Origin of the sequence: Streptomyces sp. NPDC005302, assembly GCF_040607345.1 — a bacterium.
Taxonomy (GTDB): Bacteria; Actinomycetota; Actinomycetes; order Streptomycetales; family Streptomycetaceae; genus Streptomyces.
Genome location: NZ_JBEXGN010000005.1, coordinates 148,835 through 167,016, shown reverse-complemented (window position 1 = coordinate 167,016; position 18,182 = coordinate 148,835). Strand labels below are relative to the sequence as shown.

Annotated in this window: 14 protein-coding genes; 10 read left to right on the top strand and 4 right to left on the bottom strand. The window is 72.2% G+C overall.

The features are described from left to right. Positions 1-77 precede the first annotated feature (77 nt). On the bottom strand, positions 78-278 hold the full coding sequence (locus tag ABZT74_RS09435) for a MerR family transcriptional regulator (RefSeq protein WP_081217364.1): 201 nt from the start codon (positions 276-278) through the stop codon (positions 78-80). Positions 279-615: 337 nt separating this feature from the next. Further along, positions 616-1,581 (bottom strand): sugar phosphate isomerase/epimerase, encoded by a 966-nt coding sequence (locus ABZT74_RS09430; RefSeq protein WP_356433891.1) that lies wholly within the window; start codon positions 1,579-1,581, stop codon positions 616-618. Between the two features lie 122 nt (positions 1,582-1,703). On the opposite strand from ABZT74_RS09430, the gene iolC reads away from it, so the two are divergent. The 6 genes from iolC to ABZT74_RS09400 all read left to right on the top strand — a co-directional run bounded on the left by iolC (position 1,704) and on the right by ABZT74_RS09400 (position 9,672). Continuing rightward, positions 1,704-2,654 (top strand): 5-dehydro-2-deoxygluconokinase, encoded by a 951-nt coding sequence (gene iolC, locus ABZT74_RS09425; protein WP_356433890.1) that lies wholly within the window; start codon positions 1,704-1,706, stop codon positions 2,652-2,654. A 122-nt stretch (positions 2,655-2,776) separates the two neighbouring features. Continuing rightward, entirely contained in the window at positions 2,777-3,631 is an 855-nt protein-coding gene (locus ABZT74_RS09420) for a deoxyribose-phosphate aldolase (RefSeq protein ID WP_356172122.1), read from the top strand. Positions 3,632-3,638: 7 nt separating this feature from the next. Then, complete coding sequence (gene iolB, locus ABZT74_RS09415; RefSeq protein ID WP_355863185.1) at positions 3,639-4,481, top strand: 5-deoxy-glucuronate isomerase; 843 nt, start codon at positions 3,639-3,641, stop codon at positions 4,479-4,481. Continuing rightward, on the top strand, positions 4,478-6,361 hold the full coding sequence (iolD, locus tag ABZT74_RS09410; protein ID WP_356433889.1) for a 3D-(3,5/4)-trihydroxycyclohexane-1,2-dione acylhydrolase (decyclizing): 1,884 nt from the start codon (positions 4,478-4,480) through the stop codon (positions 6,359-6,361). Before iolB ends, iolD begins: the two co-directional genes overlap by 4 nt. 14 nt (positions 6,362-6,375) lie before the next feature. Further along, entirely contained in the window at positions 6,376-7,887 is a 1,512-nt protein-coding gene (gene mmsA, locus ABZT74_RS09405; protein WP_356433888.1) for a CoA-acylating methylmalonate-semialdehyde dehydrogenase, read from the top strand. A gap of 375 nt (positions 7,888-8,262) precedes the next feature. Then, a complete protein-coding gene (locus ABZT74_RS09400; RefSeq protein ID WP_356433887.1) occupies positions 8,263-9,672 on the top strand; it encodes an APC family permease in 1,410 nt (469 codons plus the stop codon). A 45-nt stretch (positions 9,673-9,717) separates the two neighbouring features. Here the strand turns inward: ABZT74_RS09400 and ABZT74_RS09395 are convergent, their stop codons facing one another. Continuing rightward, a complete protein-coding gene (locus ABZT74_RS09395; RefSeq protein WP_356171957.1) occupies positions 9,718-10,128 on the bottom strand; it encodes a GNAT family N-acetyltransferase in 411 nt (136 codons plus the stop codon). Between the two features lie 116 nt (positions 10,129-10,244). Here ABZT74_RS09395 and ABZT74_RS09390 point away from each other — a divergent pair, with 116 nt between their 5' ends. The 4 genes from ABZT74_RS09390 to ABZT74_RS09375 all read left to right on the top strand — a co-directional run bounded on the left by ABZT74_RS09390 (position 10,245) and on the right by ABZT74_RS09375 (position 17,638). Beyond that, positions 10,245-12,929: an alpha/beta fold hydrolase gene (locus ABZT74_RS09390; RefSeq protein ID WP_356433885.1), complete on the top strand. Its 2,685-nt coding sequence runs from the start codon at positions 10,245-10,247 to the stop codon at positions 12,927-12,929. After that, positions 12,926-13,789: an ABC transporter permease gene (locus ABZT74_RS09385; RefSeq protein ID WP_355863197.1), complete on the top strand. Its 864-nt coding sequence runs from the start codon at positions 12,926-12,928 to the stop codon at positions 13,787-13,789. The genes ABZT74_RS09390 and ABZT74_RS09385 overlap by 4 nt, the downstream gene beginning before the upstream one ends. A gap of 245 nt (positions 13,790-14,034) precedes the next feature. Then, positions 14,035-15,609 carry a von Willebrand factor type A domain-containing protein gene (locus tag ABZT74_RS09380; protein ID WP_356434077.1) on the top strand — a complete coding sequence of 525 codons (1,575 nt, stop codon included), beginning with the start codon at positions 14,035-14,037 and terminating at the stop codon, positions 15,607-15,609. Between the two features lie 109 nt (positions 15,610-15,718). Then, positions 15,719-17,638: an AMP-dependent synthetase/ligase gene (locus ABZT74_RS09375; RefSeq protein WP_356433884.1), complete on the top strand. Its 1,920-nt coding sequence runs from the start codon at positions 15,719-15,721 to the stop codon at positions 17,636-17,638. Positions 17,639-17,718: 80 nt separating this feature from the next. Here ABZT74_RS09375 and ABZT74_RS09370 read toward each other — a convergent pair whose 3' ends face one another. Beyond that, a complete protein-coding gene (locus ABZT74_RS09370) occupies positions 17,719-18,129 on the bottom strand; it encodes a rodlin (RefSeq protein ID WP_355863203.1) in 411 nt (136 codons plus the stop codon). Between the last annotated feature and the right edge of the window lie 53 nt (positions 18,130-18,182).

Sequence of the window (18,182 nt, the reverse complement as noted above, 5' to 3'; positions counted from 1 at the left end):
CCGGCCCGGGAGCCGAGGCGGAAGCGGGTCCGCCCCGGCCCGGTGCCCGCCGGAAACGGGCGCCGGGCCAGGGGCGGTCAGTCGGTCCTGCGTCCCCGGTTCCCCGGGCGGGAGGCGACCCAGGCGCGGACGGTGTCCGCGTACCAGTAGGGCTTGCCGCTCTCGACGTGGTCGGGCGGAGGGAGCAGCCCGTGCTTGCGGTAGGAACGCACCGTGTCCGGCTGCACCTTGATGTGCGCGGCGATCTCCTTGTACGACCAGAGTCTGGGGTCGGTCATGCGGGGCACCTCCCTGCGCGCGCCGCGGCGGCGGCCGGGGGCGGCCGGCGGGGGAGCCGGGGCGCTGCGCTGGTGATCACAAAGCGTGTGCCCCTTGAACGACACGGAGTGAGCGCCGGGCAGTGCCTGTCGACCGGGTGTGACGCAAGACCCGCGTACACGCGACATCTGTGACACGGAGGTGTTTTTTGTGACACGGGTGACGCATTGGCCGTGTGAGGTCAACTCCTGAGGCTGTGCCGGGCCTCGGGGCCCCGGAGGACCTCGGACCCCTGCCCCGCCGGCCCTCGGGCCCCCGAAGTACTCAGGCCCCGGAGGTTTTCAGGCCCCGAAGTCCTCAGGCCCCGCAGGACCTCAGGAACGCGCGGGTGCGCCGGGCGATCGGCAGGGGCTTGTCCGGCGGACACGGGTACATGTCCTGCTCGACGATCGCGAAGAGGTCGACGCCGAGTTGCTGCGCGGCGGCCAGGACGGGCTCCAGCGCCGGTACCCCCGAGGGCGGTTCGCACATCACGCCGCGCGCGACCGCCGGCCCGAACGGGACCTCCTCGGCGCGCACCGAGGCCAGCACCAGCGGGTCCACCTGCTTGAGGTGGAGATAGCCGATGCGTTCGCCGTACGTCTCGATGAGCTTGACGCTGTCGCCGCCGCAGTAGGCGTAGTGCCCGGTGTCGAGGCACAGGGAGACCAGCGACGAGTCGGTCGCGTCGAGGAAACGCGTGACGTTCTCCTCGCTGTCGATGTGCGTGTCGGCGTGCGGGTGGACGACGATCCGCAGCCCGAAGCGCTCGCGCACCTCGTGGGCGAGCCGCTCGGTCTGCGCGGTGAGACTGCGCCACTGCGTCGGCGTCAGCGCGCTGTCCTCCAGCACGGCGCCCGTCTTGTCGTCGCGCCAGAACGCCGGGATGACGACCAGGTGTTCCGCGCCCATCGCCTGGGTCAGCGCCGCGATGTCCGCGACGTGCTCCCAGGTCGACTCCCAGACCTCGGGCCCCCGGTGCAGCCCGGTGAACACCGTGCCCGCCGAGACGGTGAGCCCGCGCCGGGCCGTCTCCTCCCTGAGGACGGCGGGATCGGTCGGCAGATAGCCGTAGGGGCCCAGCTCGATCCACTCGTACCCGGATCCTGAGACCTCGTCGAGGAAGCGCTGCCAGGGCACCTGCCGCGGGTCGTCGGGGAACCAGACCCCCCAGGAGTCGGGAGCTGAACCGATCCGGATGCGCGAGAGTGAGGACGAAGGCGACGGCACCGGCGACGGCTGGTGCTCGGACCGCGGCGATGACTGAGGTGACAACGACGTCATGGGCGTCAGCTTCCGGCGGCTCCGAAGAGGTGTCAAGGGCTCGTCCGAATGTCCGGACAAAACGTTGACAGGGCTCCCCGCGCGGCACTACACCTGGGGACAGCCGGAGGGAAGGGAACGGGATGGCGTACGAGCTGATCACCATGGGGCGGATCGGGGTGGACCTCTACCCGTTGCAGGCGGGGGTGCCGCTCGCCCGGGTGACGTCCTTCGGCAAGTTCCTCGGCGGCTCGGCGACGAACGTCGCGGTGGCCGCCGCGAGACTCGGACGGCGTACGGCCGTCATCACCCGGACGGGTGATGATCCCTTCGGTGTCTATCTGCACGACGCGCTGCGCGGCTTCGGCGTCGACGACCGCTGGGTCACCGCGGTCCCCGGACTGCCGACCCCCGTCACCTTCTGCGAGATCTTTCCCCCGGACGACTTCCCGCTGTACTTCTACCGCCTGCCCAAGGCCCCCGACCTGGAGATCGACGCGCACGAACTCGACCTCGAAGCCGTCCGGGACGCCCGGGTCTTCTGGGTCACCGGCACCGGGCTGTGCGCGGAGCCGAGCCGCACGGCCACGCTCGCGGCGCTGGCCCACCGGGGCCGGTCCGGTACGACGGTCTTCGACCTCGACTGGCGCCCCATGTTCTGGCAGGACCCCGCGTCGGCCCGCCCCTTCTACAAGGACGCGCTGCGCCACACCACCGTCGCCGTCGGGAACGTCGACGAGGTCGAGATCGCCACCGGGGAGCGCGACCCGCACACCGCCGCCGCCGCCCTGCTGGACGCCGGCGTGGAACTCGCCGTGGTCAAGCAGGGCCCCAAGGGCGTGCTCGCCGTCCACCGCGACGGCACCTCAGCCGAGGTCCCGCCGCTGCCGGTCGAGGTCCTCAACGGCCTCGGCGCGGGCGACGCGTTCGGCGGCTCCCTCTGCCACGGGCTGCTCGCCGGCTGGGACCTGGAGCGGATCATGCGGTACGCGAACGCGGCGGGCGCCATCGTCGCCTCCCGCCTGGAGTGCTCCTCCGCGATGCCGACCGCGCGCGAGGTCGAGGACGCGATCGCCGCCGGAGCGGTGCGGTGAGGGCGGGCCACGTCGGAGGCGCGCGCCAGGAACAAGGCGGTGACGCCGACCCCGCCGCCCCGCCCAGCGCCTACGCCCCGCTCCGCCCGCCGTCCCCGCGCGTCGACGTCGCCCGCCTCGCGCTGACCCGGGCCCGGCACCCCGAGGCGGTGGCGGAGGCCGCCGCACGACGGGTGCGCAGACCCCTGCTCGACGACTCCGGCCGGCTGATGATCGTCGCCGCCGACCATCCGGCGCGCGGCGTGCTGGCCGTCGGGGACCGCGCGCTCGCCATGGCGAACCGCGCCGACCTGCTGGAGCGGCTCTGCCTCGCGCTCTCCCGCCCCGGCGTCGACGGCGTCCTCGCCACCGCCGACATCCTCGACGACCTGCTGCTGCTCGGCGCGCTCGACGACAAGGTGGTCATCGGGTCGATGAACCGGGGCGGCCTCGCCGGCTCGGCCTTCGAACTGGACGACCGGTTCACCGGACACCGGCCCCAGGACATCGAACGGTTCGGCTTCGACGCGGGGAAGCTGCTGCTGCGCATCGACTACGACGACCCGGGCTCGCTGCGCACCCTGGAGTCCGCCGCCCGCGTGATCGACGCGATGGCGGAGCGCCAACTCCCGGTCTTCGTGGAACCGTTCCTCTGCCGTCGCCGGGAAGACGGCACCCTGCGCAACGATCTGGGCGCCGAGGCCGTCACCAAGTCCCTCGCCGTCGCCGCCGGCCTGGGCGGCAGTTCGGCGTACACCTGGCTCAAGGTCCCGGTCACCGAGAACCCCGACGACATGGCCCGTGTCATGGAGACGACCACGTTGCCCGCGGTGCTGCTGGGCGGAGACGTCGGAGAGGACCAGGAGGGCGCGTACGAGAAGTGGCGCGGTGCGCTCCAACTGCCCACCGTGCGGGGCCTGGTGGTCGGGCGTTCGCTGCTGTACCCGGCGGACGGCGATGTCGCCGCGGCCGTGGACACCGCCGTGGGGCTCCTGTGAGGAGCGCGTGAGCCGTCCGGGCGCCGGGCTGCACGTGCCGAGAGGCACCACCGCCGACGCCCACTACGTGCTCGACATCGACCCCGCGCGGGCCGGCTGGACCCACAGCGCCCTGAGGATCGTGGAACTGGCACCGGGGGGTACCCATACCTTCACCGCCGGCGACAGCGAGTGGATCGTGCTCCCGCTCGCCGGCGGCTGCACGGTGCGCACCAAGGACGGCATGGACGAGAACGAGTTCCATCTCCGGGGCAGAGAGGGCGTGTTCGACGGAGTCACCGACTTCGCCTACGTGCCCCGTGACGCCCTGGCCCATATCGCCTCCGGCGTGGGAGGCCGCTTCGCCCTGGCAGGAGCGAAGTGCGAGCGCCGACTCCCCGCCCGCTACGGCCCCGCGCCGGAGGTTCCCGTCGAGCACCGCGGAAGCGGCGTCTGCGCCCGCCAGGTGCGCAACTTCGCCGCCGCGGACGTCTTCGCGTGCGACCGGCTCATCGCCGTCGAGGTGATCACCCCCGGCGGCAACTGGTCCTCGTACCCGCCGCACAAGCACGACGAGGACGTGCCCGGGGTCGAGTCCCGGCTGGAGGAGATCTACTACTTCGAGATCGACGGCCCGAACGGATTCGGCTATCAGCGCGTATTCCCTTCCCGTGAGGGCGGTTCGGACGTCCTCGCCGAGGTCCGCACCGGCGATGCCGTCCTCGTCCCCGACGGATGGCACGGCCCGTCCGTCGCCCAGCCCGGCCACGCCATGTACTACCTGAACGTCATGGCGGGGCCGGGCAGGGACAGGGAGTGGCGGATCCGCTTCCACCCGGGACACGCAGAGAGCACAAGGGGATACCGATGACCTCGACGACGAGGCTGACGGTCGCGCAGGCGCTGGTGCGGTTCCTGGCCGCCCAGCACACCGAGCGGGACGGCGCGCGACACCGGCTGATCGGTGCCACCTGGGGGATCTTCGGGCACGGGAACGTCGCCGGGATCGGTCAGGCGCTCGTCGAGTACGCGGACGTGATGCCGTACCACCAGGGCCGCAACGAACAGGCGATGGTGCACGCCGCGGTCGGCTACGCACGGCAGAGCGGCCGGCTGTCGGCGCACGCCGTGACGACCTCCATCGGCCCCGGCGCCACCAACCTCGTCACCGGCGCGGCCCTCGCCACGGTCAACCACCTGCCCGTCCTGCTGCTGCCCGGCGACGTCTTCGCGACCCGCCCCGCCGACCCGGTGCTCCAGCAGCTCGAAGTGCCCTTCGCGGGCGACGTGTCGGTCAACGACTGCCTGCGCCCGGTGTCGCGCTACTTCGACCGGATCTCCCGCCCCGAGGCGCTGATCCCGGCGGCGCTCCAGGCGATGCGCGTGCTCACCGACCCCGTCGACACCGGTGCCGTCACGCTCGCGCTGCCGCAGGACGTGCAGGCGGAGGCGTACGACTGGCCCGAGGAGTTCTTCGCCGAGCGGACCTGGACCGTGCGGCGCCCGGCCGCCGACCCCGGCGAGCTGGCCGCCGCCGTCGCCGCGGTCCGGGCGGCCCGGCGTCCGCTGATCGTCGCGGGCGGCGGGGTCCACCACAGCCGCGCCGAGGAGGCCCTCGCCGAACTGGCCTCCGCCACCCGCATACCGGTGGCCTCCACCCAGGCGGGCAAGGGCTCGCTGCGCTGGGACCACCCGCAGGACGTCGGCGGCATCGGGCACACCGGCACGGCGACCGCCGACGAGCTGGCCCGCACCGCCGACCTGGTGATCGGCGTCGGCACCCGCTACACCGACTTCACGACCGCCTCGGGCACCCTGTTCGGCGCCTCCGGCGTCCGCTTCCTCAACCTGAACGTCGCCGCGTACGACGGTCACAAGCTCTCCGGCATCCCGCTGATCGCCGACGCGCGCTCCGGCCTGGAGGCCCTCACCGGGGCGCTGCTGCCCCACCGGCACCGCGTCGAGCCCGCCTATGTCATCGAGTACACGGACGACAAGGAGCGCTGGGAGTACCGCGTCGACGCGGCCTACGAGGCCGAGGACGTCGACATCCGGCCCACCCAGCCGCAGGTCCTGGGCGTCCTCGACGAGCTGGTGACCGAGGACGACATCCTGATCAACGCGGCCGGTTCGCTCCCGGGCGACCTGCACAGACTGTGGCGGGCGCGGTCACGGGACCAGTACCACGTCGAGTACGGCTACTCGTGCATGGGCTACGAGATCCCGGCCGCGATCGGCGTCCGGATGGCCGCCCCGGACCGGCCGGTGTGGGCGCTGGTCGGGGACGGCACGTATCTGATGAATCCGACCGAGATCGTCACCGCCGTCCAGGAGGGCGTCGCGATCAAGGTCGTCGTCCTGCAGAACCACGGGTACGCGTCCATCGGCGGCCTCTCCGCCTCGGTGGGCGCCGAGAGGTACGGCACCGCCTACCGCTACCGCGCGGCGGACCGTAAGTTCACGGGGGCGCCGCTGCCGGTCGATCTCGCGGCCAACGCGGCCAGCCTGGGCATGCGGGTTCTGAGCGCGAAGACCGTGCGTGACCTGCGGGCCGCCCTCGCCGAGGCGCGCGCCGCGGACACTCCCACTTGTGTCTACGTGGAGACCGAAACGGCAGACACAGTGTCGGGCGCGCCTCCGGCCCAGGCCTGGTGGGATGTACCCGTGGCCGAGACCGCGACCCGATCGTCGGCGGTGGCGGCCCGCGAGGAGTACGACCGGCACGTCGCCGCCCGACGCCGCCATCTGTGAAGGAGTTTTTGGCCATGACGAAGACCGTCGACCACTGGATCGGTGGCAAGCCCGTCGGGAACGCCGCGGGCGCCTCGGGTACGTACGGGCCGGTCACGGACCCGGCGACCGGGGCCGTGACCACGCGGGTCGCCTTCGCGAGCGTCGAGGAGGTCGACGCCGCTGTCGCCGCCGCGAAGGACGCGTACGCGACGTGGGGCACCTCGTCGCTGGCCAGGCGGACCTCGATCCTCTTCAAGTTCCGCGCGCTGCTCGACGCCCACCGCGACGACATCGCCGCGCTGATCACCGCCGAGCACGGCAAGGTCCACTCGGACGCGCTCGGCGAGGTCGCGCGCGGCCTGGAGATCGTCGACCTGGCGTGCGGGATCACCGTGCAGCTGAAGGGCGAGCTGTCGACCGAGGTGGCCTCCCGGGTCGACGTGTCCTCGATCCGCCAGTCGCTCGGCGTCGTCGTGGGCATCACGCCGTTCAACTTCCCGGCCATGGTGCCGATGTGGATGTTCCCGATCGCCATCGCGTGCGGCAACACCTTCGTCCTCAAGCCGTCCGAGAAGGACCCCTCGGCCGCGATGAAGCTCGCCGAGCTGCTGGCCGAGGCCGGTCTGCCCGAGGGCGTCTTCAACGTCGTGCACGGTGACAAGGTCGCCGTCGACCGCCTGCTGGAGCACCCGGACGTCGCGGCCGTGTCCTTCGTGGGCTCGACGCCGATCGCCCGGCACATCCACACCACGGCCGCCGCCAACCACAAGCGCGTACAGGCGCTGGGCGGCGCCAAGAACCACATGCTGGTCCTCCCCGACGCCGACCTGGACGCGGCGGCCGACGCCGCCGTCTCCGCCGCCTACGGTTCGGCCGGCGAGCGCTGCATGGCGATCTCCGCGGTCGTGGCGGTCGGCTCCATCGGCGACGAGCTGGTGGCGAAGATCCGTGAGCGCGCCGAGAAGATCAAGATCGGTCCCGGCAACGACCCGACGTCCGAGATGGGCCCGCTGATCACCGCCGCCCACCGCGACAAGGTCGCCTCGTACGTGACGGGCGCCGCCGCCCAGGGCTCCGAGGTCGTCCTCGACGGCACGGGCTACACGGTCGAGGGGCACGAGGACGGCCACTGGATCGGCCTCTCGCTCCTGGACCGGGTGCCGGTGACGGCGGACGCGTACAAGGACGAGATCTTCGGCCCGGTGCTGTGCGTGCTGCGCGTGGACACCTACGAGGAGGGCGTGGCGCTGATCAACGCGTCCCCCTTCGGCAACGGCACCGCGATCTTCACCCGGGACGGCGGCGCCGCCCGCCGCTTCCAGCTGGAGGTCGAGGCGGGCATGGTCGGCGTGAACGTGCCGATCCCGGTGCCGGTCGGCTACCACTCCTTCGGCGGCTGGAAGGACTCCCTCTTCGGGGACCACCACATCTACGGCAACGACGGCACGCACTTCTACACCCGCGGCAAGGTCGTCACCACGCGCTGGCCCGACCCCTCCGAGGCCCCCACAGGCGTCGACCTGGGCTTCCCGCGCAACCACTGAGCCCCGCCGAACCACTCGATGAAGCCGTCCGCATAGCGGACGGCTTCATCTTTTTTTGACACGCCCGCAACGATTCCCGTGGAGGGGGGAGGAATCGGGTGGCGCAGGGGATGTTCGACGGAAGCCTTCGAAAGCATGGTCACATTCAAAAAGGGCTTGCTGATTGATGTGCCAGGCCGTCAACACCTCTGAAAGCGATGTGACCTCCGTCGCTTTACGATTGCGGATTCCGTAGGTAAACGGCCATTGACGCAACGGTTTCCGTCAAGGTTCCATCAGCGCGGGAGCGGACGACCAGACGTACGAGACGAGCCGCCGGAGGCGATAACGCTCCCGCCCGAACCACCTGACGCACGAGTCGATCGGAACCGCTTCATGACCGACACGCTCCGCCCTGTCGAGACCGCCGTCCCGGACGCCGCGCCCACGGCGACCGGGAACCCCCAAAAGCTCAAGCGTTCCATCGGCATCGTCGGCGGCACCCTGCTGACGCTCTCGTGCGTGACCCCCGCGTCGACGCTGTTCGTCGTGGTTCCCGACCTGTTCTCGTCCCTCGGCACCGCCACCGCGCTCACCATCGCGATCGGCTCTGTCCTCTGTATCGCCGTGGCGTTCTGCTACTCGGAGCTGGGCACCCTCATCCCCAGCGCCGGCGGCGAGTACGCCATGGTCTCCACGATGGCCGGACGCCTCGCGGGCTGGCTGGTCTTCGTGCTCTCCCTGCTGGTCGTCATGATCGTGCCGCCGGTGATCGCCATGGGCACCGCGGACTACCTGGCGCCCATCGTGCATCTGAACCCCTCGATCGCCGGCGCCGCGGTGATGCTCCTGGCCACCCTGGCGGGCCTGCTCGACCTGCGCGCCAACGCCTGGATCACCGGCGTCTTCCTGGTCCTCGAAGTCATCGCCGCGGCGGTCGTGGCCGTCCTCGGCTTCGCGCACAGCGAGCGGGGCGCCGGCAGCCTCGTCTCCATGCAGGTCTCCGGCTCCGGCGGCCACACGGACACCGTGACGGCCATGCTGGTCGTCTCGGGGCTCGCCATCGCCCTCTTCATCACCCAGGGCTTCTCGACCGCGGTCTACCTCTCCGAGGAGCTGGAGAACCCGCGCCGCAACGTCGCCCGCACGGTCCTCGCCACGCTCGCCATCTCCACCGTCATCATCCTGGTCCCTGTCGTCGCCATCACGATGGGCGCCCCCGACCTGTCCGCCCTCACCGGCGGCGACATCAGCACCATGGTCACGGCCTGGTCCAACTCCGCCGTCGGCACCTTCGTCAGCCTCTGCGTGGCCCTCGCGATCATCAACGCGGGCATCGTCATGGTCATCCAGAACTCCCGCGTCCTGTTCGCCTCGGCCCGTGACAAGGCGTGGCCCGGCCCGGTCAACAAGGGACTGTCCCGGCTCGGCCGCTTCGGCTCCCCCTGGGTCGCCACCCTCCTGGTCGGCGTCCCCGGTGCGGCCCTCTGCTTCGTCAACCTGGACACGCTGTACGGCGTGACGGGCGTCTCCGTGACGGCGATGTACCTGCTCGTCGCGGTCGCCGCGCTGCTCGCCCGGCGCGGCCAGCACCGCCACACGCCCGCCTGGCGGATGCCGCTGTGGCCCGCCGTCCCGGTCCTGCTGATCGCGGTCCTCGCCTACATCCTGACCCAGCAGGAGACGGTCTACCTGGTGTGGACCGGCGGCATCACCGCGGTCGCCACCCTGTACTGGGCCTTCTACCTGCGCCCGCGCCGCGAAACCCGCTGGCTGGTGTCGATCCCGGAGGACGAGCAGGTCTGACCGGCACCCCGTCCCGCCCGGCCCCGCGCGGGACGGGCGGCCGCCTCAGCCGAAGTCCCACGTCACCACCGTGCACGTCCCGTCGTCCTCGCCCCCCGCGCTGCGGTACACGGCGAGGGCGACGTCGTTGCCGGTGTCCACGCCCACCCACATCCCGTAGCAGCCGCGTTCCCGCGCCAGCGAGGCGAGTTCACGGACCAGCGCCCGCCCCGTCCCGCGCCGCCGGTACGGCTCCGCCACCGCCAGCTCGTACAGGAACATCTCCGTCCCCTTGTCCGGGTGGACGGTCTCGACGCCGCTGACGAAGCCGACGGGCTCCGCGTCCTCGTAGGCCAGGTACAGATGGTGCCCCTGGGTCTCCAGGAACCGCCGCGCCCACTCGGGACGCACGGGGTTGTCGAAGAGGTACTCGGCGGCGGTCAGTTCCCCGACCGTGGTGGCACGGCGCATCTCCATGGCCCGTTCGTACCACGGACGCGGTACACGGGGGCCGTGCCGTACTCCCGTGGGAGGGGCCCCGGTTCAGCCGGGCGGCTGCCCCGGATGTCCGTGGGCACCCGTACCGTTGAGGCATGGATCTTCGACTGCCCCGGCCGCGTCTGCCGCGCCGGGGACGCCTGCCCGCCCGGACGGACGCGCGAGCCCGCTGGAGGTGGGCGGCCGCCGGCGCGGCCCTCGTCGTGCTCGCCGGCGCGGGCACGTGGACGGCCGTCGCCTCCGACGACCCGAAGGGCGTGCACCGCAGCGACCGGATGATGTCCATGGGCGGCGGCGTGCGGATCGACACCTCCTACTTCACCACCGGTCCCTCCACACAGCGCCGGCCCGCCGTCCTCCTCGCGCACGGCTTCGGCGGCAGCAAGGCGGACGTCCGCGGCGAGGCCGAGAAGCTCGCCCGCGACGGATACGCGGTACTGACCTGGTCCGCCCGCGGCTTCGGCAGGTCCAACGGCAGGATCGGACTGAACGACGCGCACGGCGAGGTCGCCGACGCCTCCCGGCTCATCGACTGGCTGGCGAAGCGCCCCGAGGTCCGGCTCGACAAGAGCGGCGACCCGCGCGTGGGCATGGCCGGCGCGTCCTACGGCGGGGCCGTCTCCCTGCTGACCGCCGCCCACGACCCGCGCGTCGACGCCATCGCCCCCTCCATCACGTACTGGAACCTCGCCGACGCCCTCTTCCCGGACGGTGTGTTCAAGAAGGTCTGGGCCGGCCTCTTCATCAACTCCGGCGGCGGCTGCCAGCGGTTCGAGGCCGAACTGTGCGCGATGTACAACCGGGTCGCCGAGTCGGGCAAGCCCGACGCCGCGGCGGAGAAGCTCCTCCAGGAGCGCAGCCCCGAGGCCGTCGCCTCCCGCATCAAGGTGCCCACCCTCATCGCGCAGGGCCAGACGGACTCCCTCTTCCCGCTCGGCCAGGCCGACAAGATGGAGAAGGCGCTCCGCGCCAACCGCGCACCCGTGAAGGTCGACTGGATCTCCGGCGGACACGACGGCGGCGACATGGAGGCGGACCGCGTCAGCTCCCGCGCCGCCTCCTGGTTCGACCGCTACCTGAAGGACGACAAGGGCGCCGACACCGGTCCCGCCTTCCGCGTCACCCGCACCGGAGGCATCGACTCCACCGACGGCGCCGCCCTGCTGCGCGGCGCGAGCGCCGACCACTACCCCGGACTGGAGAGCGGCCGGCACACCGTCGCGCTGACCGGCCGGGAGCAGACCTTCCAGAACCCGGCCGGCGCCAGCCCGCCCGCCATCTCCGCCCTGCCCGGGCTCGGCGACTCGGGAGGCCTCACCCAGCTCTCCTCCCTCGGCGTCGGCATCGGCATCGACTTCCCCGGCCAGTACGCCCACTTCCAGTCCGCGCCCTTCCGGGACGACCTGCGCGTCACCGGCTCGCCCACGGTGACGGTGCACGTGCGGTCCAGCACCGACGACGCGGTCCTGTTCGCAAAGGTCTACGACGTCGGCCCGGACGGCAAGCGACAGGTGCTGCCCTCCCAACTCGTCACCCCCGTACGCGTGGAGGGCGCGAAGTCCGGCAAGGACGTCCGCCTCGCCCTCCCCGCCGTCGACCACGAGGTCCAGAAGGGCCACCGGCTCCGCCTGGTCCTCGCCTCGACGGACCTCGGCTACGCCTCACCGGCGGCCCCGGCCACGTACACCGTGTCGCTCAAGAGCGCGCTCCAGGTGCCGACGGCTCCCGGAGTGACGACCGCCGCGGCTCCGCTCCCGTCCTGGGTGTGGTGGCTGCCGGTCGCCGGCGCGCTCGCCGCGCTGGCCCTGCTGGTCACCGGCCGCCGCCGCACCACCGCCCCGGCGCCCGACCCCGCGCTCGCCGAGGTCCCGCTCCAGATCACCGGCCTCGGCAAGCGGTACGCGAAGTCCGCCGACCGGTACGCCGTGCGCGACCTGTCCTTCCGGGTGGAGAAGGGCCAGGTCCTCGGCCTGCTCGGGCCCAACGGCGCGGGCAAGACGACCACCCTGCGCATGCTGATGGGACTCATCAAGCCCGACGACGGCGAGATCCGGGTCTTCGGGCACGCCATCCGCCCCGGTGCCCCCGTCCTCTCCCGGGTCGGCGCGTTCGTCGAGGGCGCCGGCTTCCTGCCGCACCTCTCCGGCCGGGAGAACCTGGAGCTGTACTGGCAGGCCACCGGCCGGCCCGCCGAGGACGCCCACCTCGAAGAGGCCCTGGAGATCGCCGGCCTCGGCGACGCGCTGGCCCGCGCCGTGCGCACCTACTCCCAGGGCATGCGCCAGCGCCTCGCCATCGCGCAGGCCATGCTCGGCCTCCCGGACCTGCTGATCCTCGACGAACCGACCAACGGCCTCGACCCGCCGCAGATCCGCGAGATGCGCGGGGTGATGATCCGGTACGCGGCGGCCGGCCGCACCGTCATCGTGTCCAGCCATCTCCTCGCCGAGGTCGAGCAGTCCTGCACCCACCTCGTGGTCATGGACCGCGGCCGGCTCGTCCAGGCGGGCCCGGTGGCCGAGATCATCGGCTCCGGGGACACCCTCCTCGTCGGCACCGGAACACCCGTCGACGCACCTCTCGTCGAGAAGGTCGGCGCCCTCCCGGGCGTCGTGTCGGCCCTCGCCACCGACGACGGACTGCTCGTCCGCCTCGGCGCCGACGGCAGCGCGCAGCGGCTCGTCGCCGAACTCGTGCGGCTCGACGTGCCGGTGGCGTCGGTGGGACCCCACCGACGGCTGGAAGACGCGTTCCTCACCCTGATCGGAGGCTCCGCATGAGCACGCTCGTCGAGCGGACCGAGACCGCGGACGGGTACCGGGCGCGCCGTACCCTGCCGCTGCGCGTGGAGCTGATCCGCCAGCTGAAGCGCCGCCGCACCCTGGTGATGGGCGCGGTCCTCGCGCTCCTGCCCTTCGTCCTCGTCGCGGCGTTCGCGATCGGCGGCCAGCCGGGCGGCCGCAACGGCCAGGTCACCCTGATGGACACGGCCACCGCGTCGGGCGCCAACTTCGCCGCGGTGAACCTGTTCGTCTCCGCCGGCTTCCTCCTGGTGATCCCGGTCGCCCTGTTCTGCGGCGACACCATCGCCTCGGAGGCCAGCTGGTCCTCCCTGCGCTACCTGCTGGCGGCCCCCGTGCCGAGAACGCGGCTGCTGTGGTCCAAGCTCACCGTGGCGCTCGGCCTCAGCCTCGCCGCGATGGTCCTGCTGCCGATCGTCGCGCTCGCCGTCGGCACCGCCGCCTACGGCTGGGGCCCGTTGGAGATCCCGACCGGCGGCGCGCTCTCCGCGGGCACCGCCGCCCAGCGCCTCCTCGTCGTGATCGCGTACATCTTCGTGTCCCAACTGGTCACCGCGGGGCTCGCGTTCTGGCTGTCGACGAAGACGGACGCCCCGCTCGGCGCGGTCGGCGGCGCGGTCGGCCTGACCATCGTGGGCAACGTCCTGGACGCGGTCACCGCCCTCGGCCACTGGCGCGACTTCCTGCCCGCCCACTGGCAGTTCGCGTGGGCCGACGCCGTCCAGTCCACCCCGGAGTGGGGCGGCATGATCCAGGGCACGGCGATCTCGGTGACGTACGCGCTCGTGCTGTTCGCCCTGGCCTTCCGCGGCTTCCGGCACAAGGACATCGTGTCGTAGCGGCGCCGTCGGGTGCCGCCGGCCGGAGCCGGTGGCACCCGACGACACCCCCAGGTCTCCGGAAGATCACCCACCGGTCTCGAAGCCCCGCCGCCGTGGCCGGTTCGAGACTCTTCCGCAACGCTCCTGAGCGCTCGTCCGGGCCCCCTCGGCCGTCACAGTCACAGACGTCGGCCGCACCGGGCCGTACGACCGAGGGGGCAGGGATGGGGAAGAACCACATACGCACGGCATCCGGCGCAGGGATGGGGTCCGGCACCGCCCGGACGACGGGCCGACGGCGCCTGGGTGTTCCGCTGCTCGCCCTCGCCGCTGCCGGAGCGGTCCTGCTCACCGGATGCGGCGCGGGGAGCGGCGACAACTCCTCCGACGGCGGCAAGTCGCGCCACAACCTGCCGCTCCCTGGCCAGCCGACCGGCGGCAGCGCCGAGCGCGACCAGGAGGGCGAACAGTCGGACGCTCCCGACGCCACCCCGTCGGCGGACTACCTCTCCACCTTCGCCCTCGACGTCGACACCGCGTCGTACGGCTACGCCCGCCGCTCCCTGGCGAGCGGCCGGGCCCCCGATCCGTCCACCGTCCGCCCCGAGGAGTTCGTCAACAGCTTCCGCCAGGACTACGAACGCCCCGAGGGCGACGGCTTCTCCGTCACCGTCGACGGCGCCCGCACCGACGACGCGCGCTGGTCCCTCGTCCGCGTCGGCCTCGCCACCCGCGCCGCCGAGACCGAGAGCCGCCGCCCGCCCGCCGCCCTGACCTTCGTCATCGACATCTCGGGCTCCATGTCCGAACCCGGCCGCCTCGACCTGGCCCGCGCCTCCCTCGACGTGATGACCGACCGGCTGCGCGACGACGACTCGGTGGCCCTGGTCACCTTCAGCGACGAGGCCGAGACCGTCCTGCCGATGACCCGGATCGGCGACCACCGCGACCGCGTCCACAAGGCCATCGACCGCCTGGAGCCGACCGATTCGACCAACCTCGGGGCGGGCGTGCGGACCGGCTACGCGACCGCCGTCGAGGGCCTGCGCAAGGGCGCCACCAACCGCGTCGTCCTCGTCTCCGACGCTCTCGCCAACACCGGCGACACCGACGCCGACAGCATCCTCGAACGGATCTCCTCCGCCCGCCGCGAGCACGGCATCACCCTCTTCGGCGTCGGGGTCGGCAGCGAGTACGGCGACGCGCTGATGGAACGCCTCGCCGACAAGGGCGACGGCCACACGACGTACGTCTCCAGCCGCGACGACGCCTACACCGTCTTCTGCGACCAGCTCCCGCAGAACATCGACCTCACCGCCCGCGACGCCAAGGCACAGGTCGCCTTCGACCCGGAGGCCGTCGAGCGGTTCCGGCTGATCGGCTACGACAACCGCAAGGTCGCCGACGACGACTTCCGCGACGACCGGGTGGACGGCGGCGAGGTCGGCCCCGGCCACACCGTCACCGCGCTCTACGCCGTCCGTACGCGCCCCGGCGCCTCCGGCCGGCTCGCCACCGCGACCGTCCGCTGGCTCGACCCCGACAGCCGCACCCCGCACGAGAACTCCGGCCGGCTGGAGACCGGCTCGCTGCGCGCCGACGTCTGGGCCGCCCCGCCCGCCTTCCAGATCACGGCCGTGGCCGCCTACTTCGCCGACGCCCTCCGCTCGGGCGACGCCCGCTGGAGCGCGCTGCCCGGGGGGCGTCCGCTCGGCGAACTCGCCTCCCGCACCAAGGACCTGGCGCGTGCCACCGACGACAAGGACGTCGAGGCACTCGCCACCGCGATCGGCCAGGCCGACGACCTGAACGTCTGCGACCCGGACTGCATCCGGTAGCGGGCCGGGTCGGGGGCGCCCCGGCAACCGATCGTGCGCGACCCATTGAAATCCTGTTACGCACGGGTAAGTTGACCCGGGAGTAAGGACCCTGCGACCGGGAGCCGTGATGGGCGTACGCAAGGATCTGAAGCGGGCGAAGCGGCGTGCGGGTCTGCCGGACCGCGGTCAGGTGGAACTGGTCAGGGACGAGAGCGGTACGGTCCGCGAGGCCCGTACCGCCCGTCTGGCACCGGCCCCCACCACCGGAAGCACGGCCGACCTGCCGTTCACCAACGCGGCGGAGGCCCCCGACGCGATCGTCCTGCGCCGGCCGGACCACGGCGCGTGGACCCCGGTGACCGCCGCCGCCTTCGCCCGCGAAGTCACCGACACGGCCAAGGGGTTGATCGCGGCCGGCCTCGAACCGGGCGGCCGGGTCGCCGTGATGTCCCGTACCCGCTACGAGTGGACGGTGCTGGACTTCGCCGTCTGGGCGGCCGGCGGCCAGACCGTCCCCGTCTACCCCACCTCCTCCGCCGAACAGGTGGAGTGGATCGTCCGGGACTCCGGCGCCCGCTTCGTGATCGTCGAGACCCCCGGCAACGCGGACACCCTGACCACCGGCACTGCCGGCCACCCCGAACCCCCGACCGTCTGGCGGCTCGACGCGGGCGCCCTCGGCGAACTCGCCTCTCTGGGGCGGGACATCACCGACGAAGAGGTGGGCAAGCGCCGCGCCGCGCTCACCCCCGACACCGTCGCGACCATCTGCTACACGTCCGGGACCACCGGCAGGCCCAAGGGCTGTGTCCTCACCCACGCCAACCTGCACGCCGAGGCCGCCAACACCGTCGAGCTGCTGCACCCCCTGTTCAAGGAGGTCACCGGCCAGACCGCGTCCACCCTCCTCTTCCTGCCGCTCGCCCACATCATGGGCCGCACCCTGCAGATCGCCTGCCTGATGGCCCGCATCGAGCTGGGCCACTGCCCGAGCATCAAGCCCGACGAACTCCGGCCCGCGCTCAAGGAGTTCCGGCCCACCTTCCTGGTCGGCGTGCCGTACCTCTTCGAGAAGATCCACGCCACCGGACGCGCCACCGCCGAGAGGATGGGCCGGGCCGCCTCCTTCGACCGCGCGGACCGCGTCGCCGTGCGCTTCGGAGAGGCGTACCTGAACAAGTTCCTCGGCACCGGCAAGGGCCCCGGCATCCGCCTGTACGCCGCCTGGGCGCTCTACGACCTGCTGGTCTACCGCCGTATCCGCAACGAGATCGGCGGCCGCGCGCACTACGCCATCAGCGGCGGCTCCCCGCTCGACCGCGACCTCAACCTGTTCTTCTACGCCGCCGGAATCCTCGTCCACGAGGGCTACGGCCTCACCGAGACGACCGCCGCCGCCACCGTCGTCCCGCCGCTCGGCCCGCGCCCCGGCACAGTCGGCCTGCCGGTCCCGGGCACCGCCGTGCGGATCGCCGACGACGGCGAGGTGCTCATCAAGGGCGGTGTCGTCTTCGGTGCCTACTGGAACAACCCGGCGGCCACCGACGCCGCCCTGACCGACGACTGGTTCGCCACCGGCGACCTCGGCGCCCTGGACCAGGACGGGTACCTGACCATCACCGGCCGCAAGAAGGACATCCTCATCACCACGGGCGGCAAGAACGTCTCTCCCGCCGTTCTGGAGGACCGGCTGCGCGGCCGCGCCCCCGTAGGGCAGTGTCTCGTCGTCGGCGACAACCGCCCGTTCGTCGCGGCCCTGATCACCCTCGACCCGGAGGCGGTGACGCACTGGCTCGCCGTCCGCGGACTCCCGGCGGACACCCCGTTCTCCGACCTCGTGAACGACCCCCGGATGCGGGCCGACGTCCAGAAGGCGGTGGATCACGCCAACGCGGCCGTCTCCCGGGCGGAGTCCATCCGCGCTTTCGCCCTGGTGGAGGGGGAGTTCACCGAGGACAACGGCCTGCTCACGCCGTCCCTGAAGGTGAAGCGGCACGCGGTGACGACGGCGCACGCGGCCGACATCGAGGCGCTGTACGGGAACTGACGGACCAGCGGGTCGGCCCCGGACACGGGAACAGCGGGCCGCTCCGAGGAGCGACCCGCTGTCCGTGGAACCGGGGGTGATCAGCTGCCGAGGGAGCCGTTGCCCGACAGGACCGGGATGTTGTCCAGGATGTGCGACAGCGGCTCGTCGCCCTTGGCCTGGGTGGAGTTCTCGGTGCACTGCTGGTTCTGCGGCGCGGAGAGGATCGGCACGTCCTGGAGAACGGTGACCGGGACGACGCCGATCAGCGAGGCCAGGTTCGCCTTGACGGGCAGGCCGACACAGGGCTTGTTCAGCGAGCCCTGCACGAGCGAGAGCTGGGGGCTCATGTCGCCGTGCGTGGCCTGGTTGCCGTACTTCTGGACGGAGCCGTTGCCGTTCGTGGTGGTGACGCCGTCATCGTTGCCGATGGCGAGCGCCTGCGGCGCGGCGGCAGCCGAGACACCGGCGATGGAAGCGGCAATGGCCGCGGTCGCCCAGAGCTTCTTCATGTTCGTTTTGCCCTTTCGGAGAGCGGACTCCGAGCGGAGCCGCGTCATGATCA